Annotated in this window: 8 protein-coding genes; 5 read left to right on the top strand and 3 right to left on the bottom strand. The window is 59.5% G+C overall.

What is annotated here, in order from left to right:
• On the top strand, positions 1-738 hold a 738-nt coding region (locus WBP53_RS02420; protein ID WP_423925576.1), incomplete at its 5' end, for an OmpA family protein.
• Between the two features lie 156 nt (positions 739-894).
• Here WBP53_RS02420 and tsaA read toward each other — a convergent pair.
• The gene (gene tsaA, locus WBP53_RS02425) at positions 895-1,431 is read right to left on the bottom strand and encodes a tRNA (N6-threonylcarbamoyladenosine(37)-N6)-methyltransferase TrmO (RefSeq protein ID WP_423925578.1); all 537 of its coding nucleotides are present in this window, start codon (positions 1,429-1,431) and stop codon (positions 895-897) included.
• A gap of 136 nt (positions 1,432-1,567) precedes the next feature.
• Here tsaA and WBP53_RS02430 point away from each other — a divergent pair, with 136 nt between their 5' ends.
• Positions 1,568-1,960, top strand: a complete 393-nt coding sequence (locus WBP53_RS02430; RefSeq protein ID WP_423925580.1) for a DUF6165 family protein — start codon at positions 1,568-1,570, stop codon at positions 1,958-1,960.
• A gap of 97 nt (positions 1,961-2,057) precedes the next feature.
• On the opposite strand, the gene WBP53_RS02435 is transcribed toward WBP53_RS02430, so the two are convergent.
• A complete protein-coding gene (locus WBP53_RS02435) occupies positions 2,058-4,073 on the bottom strand; it encodes a vanadium-dependent haloperoxidase (protein ID WP_423925582.1) in 2,016 nt (671 codons plus the stop codon).
• 404 nt (positions 4,074-4,477) lie between these two features.
• On the opposite strand from WBP53_RS02435, the gene WBP53_RS02440 reads away from it, so the two are divergent.
• From WBP53_RS02440 to WBP53_RS02450, 3 genes are all read left to right on the top strand, one after another.
• Positions 4,478-5,032, top strand: coding sequence for a L,D-transpeptidase family protein (locus WBP53_RS02440; protein ID WP_423925584.1), 555 nt, complete (start codon positions 4,478-4,480; stop codon positions 5,030-5,032).
• A complete protein-coding gene (locus tag WBP53_RS02445) occupies positions 5,029-5,409 on the top strand; it encodes an MmcQ/YjbR family DNA-binding protein (RefSeq protein ID WP_423925586.1) in 381 nt (126 codons plus the stop codon). Before WBP53_RS02440 ends, WBP53_RS02445 begins: the two co-directional genes overlap by 4 nt.
• 85 nt (positions 5,410-5,494) lie before the next feature.
• On the top strand, positions 5,495-6,421 hold the full coding sequence (locus WBP53_RS02450; RefSeq protein WP_423925588.1) for a cation diffusion facilitator family transporter: 927 nt from the start codon (positions 5,495-5,497) through the stop codon (positions 6,419-6,421).
• 88 nt (positions 6,422-6,509) lie between these two features.
• Here WBP53_RS02450 and WBP53_RS02455 read toward each other — a convergent pair whose 3' ends face one another.
• Entirely contained in the window at positions 6,510-7,052 is a 543-nt protein-coding gene (locus WBP53_RS02455) for a Slp family lipoprotein (protein WP_423925590.1), read from the bottom strand.
• Positions 7,053-7,149: the final 97 nt, after the last annotated feature.

Here is a 7,149-nt window from a genome sequence, read left to right on the forward strand (position 1 = left end):
GGCCTCGGCTTCGTGAAGCACGCAGCCTATTCGGGTACCGTCCAGGAAGCTGGTTGGGATCCGGCCGCCCTGCTCGGTGGTGGTGTGCAGTACAGCTTCAATGACCGCATGGCTCTGCGTGGCGAAATCTTCGCTCGCTACGACAAGGACAACAACAGTCTGCGTGGCCAGGTCGACAACAACGGCATCATCGCTGGCGACTACAACCACTTCGTTGACGGCATCGTTGCCGTCGGCCTGACCATCGGTTTCGGTGGATCCGAGCCGGCACCGCCGCCGCCGCCGCCGGCAGCTCCGCCGCCGCCGCCGCCGCCGCCGGCAGCTGAAGAGCCGGAAGAAGTCGCAGTCGTCATCGATCTGCGTGGCGTCAACTTCAAGTTTGACCGTCCGCGTTCGAACGAGTCCGACATTGGTCCGGCCCTGCAAGAGCCGACAGCTGACTCGATCGCTATCCTGGATCAGGCAGTTGACGTCCTCAGCCGCAACCCGAACGTCATGGTTGAGCTGGTCGGCAACACCGATTCCGTCGGTTCCGAAGCTTACAACCAGGGTCTCTCGGAGCGTCGTGCACAGATCGTCAATGACTATCTGACCTCGCACGGTGTCGGTTCTAACCAGATCGTCGGTGTTCGCGGCGATGGCGAGAACAATCCGATCGACAGCAATGACACCAAGGAAGGACGTGCGCGCAACCGCCGCACCGAGATCGTGGTGGGTGCTGAGTGGCAGCAGCAGTAATTATCGACTTCGGTCGAGCAACATGAAAAAGCCCGGCGAAAGCCGGGTTTTTTTTGTCTGATGTTTGGGGCAGGTTCTCGTCTATGGATGCACGAAGTTCGACGTGCCAGGCATCGAGTCAGGTATGCCGCACAAGGGTACCCGTCGATGCACCTGCTAGTCTTTTTCCGCAGTCCTGCGCGGCTTGCGTGGCCCGGGCGCGGAATGCACGCCCTGGTCGGCATCGATGGCATCGATCCATCCCGCCCTTGAGCCGGGAAAGGCATCGGCGTAAGGCACGTAGGGTTTGATGTCGAGGATCGGCGTTCCATCAAGCAGGTCAATGCCGCAAACGCGCAATGCGCGCGCTTGAACTGCCAGCAGCCTGACTGCGGACAATCCGATTGCGTTGGGCCGATGCGGTGAGCGTGTTGCCAGGACACTCCGCTTGCCGCCGCCTCTGGGTGGGCGCACTTCGGATTTCCAGCCCTCGCTTCTATGGAATGCGAATATCAGCCAGATTCGCTCGAAGCCTTCGAGGTCGCGATAGGCGGTTTCCGGCAAGTCCGCCACGAATTCGATCAGCGCTTCCGCTGTCTGTCCGCTCTCGGTACCTTCGACAACGGTAGGTTGGTGGGGCGCATCGATTCGCTGCGCATATGGCGAGCGAACAAACGCAATGGCGTTGAGCATGGGCAGTACGCATTCAGACATCGATGCAAAATTCTCCGTTGCCGGAAGGGTTTCCAGTTGACCGATTGAATCACGCTTTGCAGTCGGAGGTGCAACCCCTACGCTTTGCCTTCGATCCGTCCTACCATGTGGTTTTCAGAGCAGGATGAGCATCCACATGAGCCAGATTGCCGTTCCCGTGTCCTATGGAGAGTTGATCGACAAGATCACGATTCTCGAGATCAAGTCCGAGCGAATCGGCAATGCCGACAAACTGGTCAATGTGCGCAAGGAACTGGATCTGTTGAACAGCACCTGGGCAGCTGATCCGCTCGCGAAGCTGGATATCAGTGCAGAGCGGTCGAAGCTGAAGGACGTCAATGAAGCCCTTTGGGACATCGAAGACCAGATCCGGGTCAAGGAAAAGAGCCAGTCATTTGACGCGGAGTTTGTCGAGCTTGCGCGTGCAGTCTATTTCCGCAACGACGATCGAGCAGCATACAAGCGCGAGATCAATGAGAAGCTTGGCTCGACCCTGGTCGAGGAAAAGTCCTACGAGAACTATCGATAATCATCGGGCCGTCGGACGGGATTTGTCGGACTGGCTGCAAGCCCGCCAGGCCCGGTTTGAGACAGTCGAGCGGCCATCGCTGCGAGTCGTCAAAACCCTAGATCTTGTCGTTTCCAGGACTGCCCCCATGCCGCCGTGCCGCCCGTGAACCGAGCAGCAGGACTGCGGAAATCAGCATCAGCAGACTGAATGGGGATCGCGAGGGAAGCTCGGTGACCGGCGCAGGAATTCCCAGCGTTGGCGGAGCCGAGCCCTGAAAGTGCTGGATGGCACGCGACAACGCTTCCGGCCCGATCACGGCACCGATCATGCGTCCCGGAATGTCGTCGGCAGGCGGATGGATGCCTCCGTAGATCCTGGACAGGCTGCATTCGTCGGCCGCGTCCGCGTACTTCGCCCATTGCAGGGTTACATCGACACTCGGGCCCTGCTCGAATACCAGGAACTGGTTTTGAGGGGCTTCAAACTGGGCCAGACCACCTGGAAAGAATTCGTCGCCCGTGAATGCGGCCATCAACTCCGCAGCGGCACGACTATAGGTGCTGTGGCCGGATATGTAGCCCGCAAACGGTGGCGTGACGAAAGTCGGCCGCTGATAGGGCCACCAGTTTTCCGCCAGGATCCAGCCGACGCCGGCAGTGTCCGTGTCAGGATCGAGGATGTACTCGGGGCCACGCCACGCGTAAACGGCGATTTTACCGATGTTGCTGTTGCCCGGTCCTGCCAGATGCGCGTGCCTCTGTCCCGGCGCAGTCGATTCGGGTGTGACCAGCTCAATCTCGCCTGGATACAAATGGATGCCGTCAGGGTCCCAGGAGGGTAGGGACGGATCCGTGCTCTGTCCGAGGTCAGCCAGATAGCGGATCGCGGAAATGGGCCTGATGTAGTCGTACCAGCCTTTCAATCCCCAGGATGCAACCGCGACATCGTGCATCGCGCCACCCAGCGCCAGATACAGTTTCACGTCCCATTGCAGATCATCAAGCACGGGTCCGTTACCGCCGATGCGCTTGATGACCAAGGGATGGTCGGAAACTGTATTGGCGATCGCGAACCAGTGGCCAGGTGGTGTTTCGGAACTGGGGCCGTCGGCCCAGAACTCGGCCAGAACCCGATAGTAGTCGCCCGCAGGGACGACTTCCGGCGCGTAGGGCTGGCCCGTTGCCGGATTGACCGCGTAGCCGTGACCATCGTTCGTGCCCAGCGTGTTGTTGCCCAGCGACGCGGGGCTGATGTCGATCATCGAGCCAAGCGCAGGATCGAGCAGGCCGCTCCAGCGGACAACCTGTTCGAAGGTTGTCTTGTAGGTTTCGCCATCAGGGCCACCGATGAGGGGAGGGGGGCCGGGATCATGGAATAGCCAGTAGTCGAAACCATCTCGCGTGCGAATGCTCAGGTCTTCGGAGCGGAGTGAAAAGGGAACCACCTGTCCCCACTCTGGGCTCAGGAACTCGGGAAAACCTCCCGGTATGACATTGCCGGATTGGTCGACGAAGTATTCGAGCGCCAGGGGCTGGTAGCGATTCGGGTCGATGATTTCCGGGTTGCCGGGCAACGGCGGAATCACTGGCGGATTGACCGGCTCGTAGTGTCGATTTACGTAGCCATTGGACTCATTGGAGCCATCCCTCAATCCGAACTGGATGTAGGTTTCGGCGATTCGATTGCCTAGCGCCGCTGGCGAGTCGCCGGCGAGGCTCTGGTTGGCGATGTCGTATCCGAGCAACTGCATCTGTGCGTCGAACGAGGCCAGGCTGGTGGCCGCACCCGGGGAGTTGGCGAAGCGCCATCTCAGCAACCGATACGCCGCATGCGAGATGGCTTCACGGCGTGCGGCCTGCACGTCAGTGGCTGACAGCTTCTCGCGTACCAGCCATCCATCGGCCACATTGTCGTACGCAGCCCACGCGTCCCACATGGCGGCGGAAACATGGAACAGGTTGCGCGCGTGCACGGTCGGCCTGGCCAGATCGTGACGGATCGCCTCCAGCAGCTGGTTATTCCATTGGCGAGCGACCGAGTGCTGTGCTGCTGCCGTATTCGCCGCCAGCAGGCAAAATACCGCGAGCACCAGGCGAAGCGCGCGGCTTCGGTTGACCGGCTCAGATCCCATATCGCCTTTCCCCTGGATATGAGCCGGCATTTTACCATTTCGGCCGGAGCCGACGAACCGTTCAGCGTTGATCGCGTGGCGAGGGTGCAAATTTCGCTGTGAATGGCAGGTCCAGATGGAGCGTTGCACTCGCAGCGGGTTTCGGAAATCACCACCATCGAATGCTCTACCGGCACGGACGAATTACAATACCGGCAACGGCCTGCAACCCCGATCGTTATCTGCTCCATGAACGACTCTCCGGCTGCCAGCTATCTGGACACAAGTGCCTGCCTGAACCAGCAAATTTTCCAATGCAACCCACCGGTTTTGAAATTTGCAGACGCGCCGAAGTCGTGGCAAACCGCGTAGGTCCGGCGCTGCAAGGGAAACTTGGCGCCCTGGGGCTTCAATTGGGCAGTCCCGTGTTCATGCGCATCTTCAAGCAGGAAGAGCTCCTCGAGCTCTGGGTTGAGGGTAGTAGCGGCACGTTTGTCCTCTTTTGCTGCTACCCGATACGTGCGTACTCCGGCGAGGCGGGACCGAAGCTCCGTCGAGGCGACATGCAGGCACCCGAGGGCTTTTATCGTGTGGGTGCGAGTCAGATGAATCCGCGCAGCCGCTATCACCTCGCCTTCGACCTTGGGTTTCCAAACGCCTATGATCGTGAGCATGGGCGAACCGGTGATCACCTGATGGTGCATGGCGGTGAGGTTTCTGCTGGCTGCTATGCATTGGGCGACGCGGGCATCGAGGAAGTCTATACGATGGCCGCAGCCGCTCTGGATGGCGGTCAAGCGGGATTCGACGTGCATGCGTTCCCGTTTCGCCTGGATACGAGGCGGCTGCAGGCTCAACACACTTCGCCGTGGTTCGATTTCTGGATGGGACTCAAGCCCGGCCATGATTCTTTCGAATTGACGCAGGTGCCGCCGATTATTGGCGTGCGCGACAAGCACTACACAACAGGTGGGAGATGATGTCCGAATCCATGGGGATGAGCGTCGAACAACTGGATGCGCTTTGCGCAAACTGGCCGGGCGCGACCCGTTCGATCAAGTGGGAGGTCGATCTGGTCTGGAGCGTCTCCGGCAAGATGTTCGCGATCATGTGCACGCTCGGTCCGGAGCGCGGCCGCCTCAGCTTCAAGGTCGGGGCGGATCGATTTCTTGAACTTACCGACCAGCCCGGTATCTCGACTGCACCCTACATGGCTCGCGCCTACTGGGTCAGCATCAATGAGCCGGGCGACTTCAGTGAAGTCGAACTATCCAACCATGTTCGGCAATCCTACGAACTCGTGCGCGCCGGCTTGCCCAAAAAGACCCAGCGCGTGCTGGGAGTGACATTGCCGTGATGAAAACCGTGGGCGTTCCCGCGTGTTTTTCAGTTGCGTATTGCTAAACTGTCGTTCGCACTCATTCACTTTTCCGGGGTAACCGATGGCTGGCCAAGGCAACTCGATGCGCGCGATTTTTTTCGCTCTGGGCGCCAACTTTGCCATCTTTGTCGCCAAGCTAGCGGCGGCCCTGATCACCGGCTCAGGTGCGATGCTTGCCGAGGCTGTCCACTCTCTCGCTGATTGCGGCAACCAGGGTCTGCTGCTGCTGGGAATCCATCAGGCCAAGCGCCCCATATCTCCGGACTACCCGCTGGGATATGGCAAGGCGGTCTATTTCTGGTCCTTCCTCGTAGCGCTGATGTTGTTCAGCGTTGGTGGAATGTTTTCGTTGTACGAGGGCATTCACAAACTGAATTCGGATGAGCCGCTCAGGTCTCCCTGGGTCGCAATCGGCGTGTTGATTTTCGGCATCATCGTAGAATCGATTTCCATGCGCGCCTGCATGATCGAGGTCAACAAGTCGCGTGGCGGCCGGTCGCTCTGGCAGTGGTTCAGGCAGAGCAGACAGGCTGAGCTCGTAGTGATATTTGGTGAAGACCTCGCCGCCCTGCTCGGGTTGGTGTTTGCGCTGTTCGCGGTCAGCATGGCGATGCTGACTGGCAATCCGGTGTGGGATGCCATCGGTACTCTCGCCATCGGTGTCTTGCTGATCGTCGTCGCGATATTCATCTCGATCGAGGTCAAGGCGATGCTGATCGGACAAAGCGTCGATTCGGATACCCGGAAAGACATGCGGAGCTATCTTGAGGAACGCGATGAGGTTGCCGAAGTCTATAACCTGCTGACCCTGCAGCTAGGCAATGACGTCATGGTTTCGGTCAAGGCGAGGATGCAGGGAGAAACATCGGCACTTGGCATGATCAATCAGATCAATACGGTGGAGCGTGAATTCCGGGCGCGATTCCCGGACGTGCGATTCAGCTTCTTCGAGCCGGACGTCACGGATGGCAAGGCCGAGCCTCACTGACGCGGTTCGAATGCACTCGGCTGCCATTGGGCAGCGCGATACATGCTTCAGGCAAGCAAGCGCAAGCCCGCAAGCCGGTTCGGGTTCGTTAGTCGTATTGCGAACCGATTCCCACACCGACGCCGATGCTGATCTGCGGTCTGGAGTCGAACATGAATCCCCACGGCCAGACATTGACTGCCGAAGCCTGCAGGACAGGAAAAGGGTAGTCGCGACCATCAACTTGCCCTGTCCAGACTCCGACGAGGACGCCTCGGGTTGTGAGGTGCCGTCCCGCTGAGTAGTCCAGGGGTTCAGCGAAACCGGGGATGACAAGGATGAACCGTCCAATACTGTCCGCATCGGGCATTGGCTGCTGTGCACGATTCAGTGGATACGCGATGATCTCCACGCGTGTTTCGCCTTCAACGCTGTGCAGGGCGACGACGCGTCCACCCCAAAGGACTTCAGCCCCGGCGTAGGGTTGCAGCGACTGCTGTACATCAATGGGAGCTATTGGAAGCGTGCTTTCAAGATCCCTGAATACGGGAGTTGCACAGCCAGCCATCAGGGCTGGCAGGGCAAGCAGGATCAGCCAGTGACAGGCTTTCACCGAGAGCGGCAAGCTCGACGTCCGGACTTGTGTGTTCATCGACATTCTCCGCCGCTGGCAACCCGGTGCAGGGCAGTCATGCGCATCAAATCACGAGAGGCCAGGCAAGCCGTCAATCCTGGGCCAGCCACTCAAC

Origin of the sequence: Dokdonella sp. (genome assembly GCF_049593775.1) — a bacterium.
Classification (GTDB): Bacteria; Pseudomonadota; Gammaproteobacteria; order Xanthomonadales; family Rhodanobacteraceae; genus Dokdonella.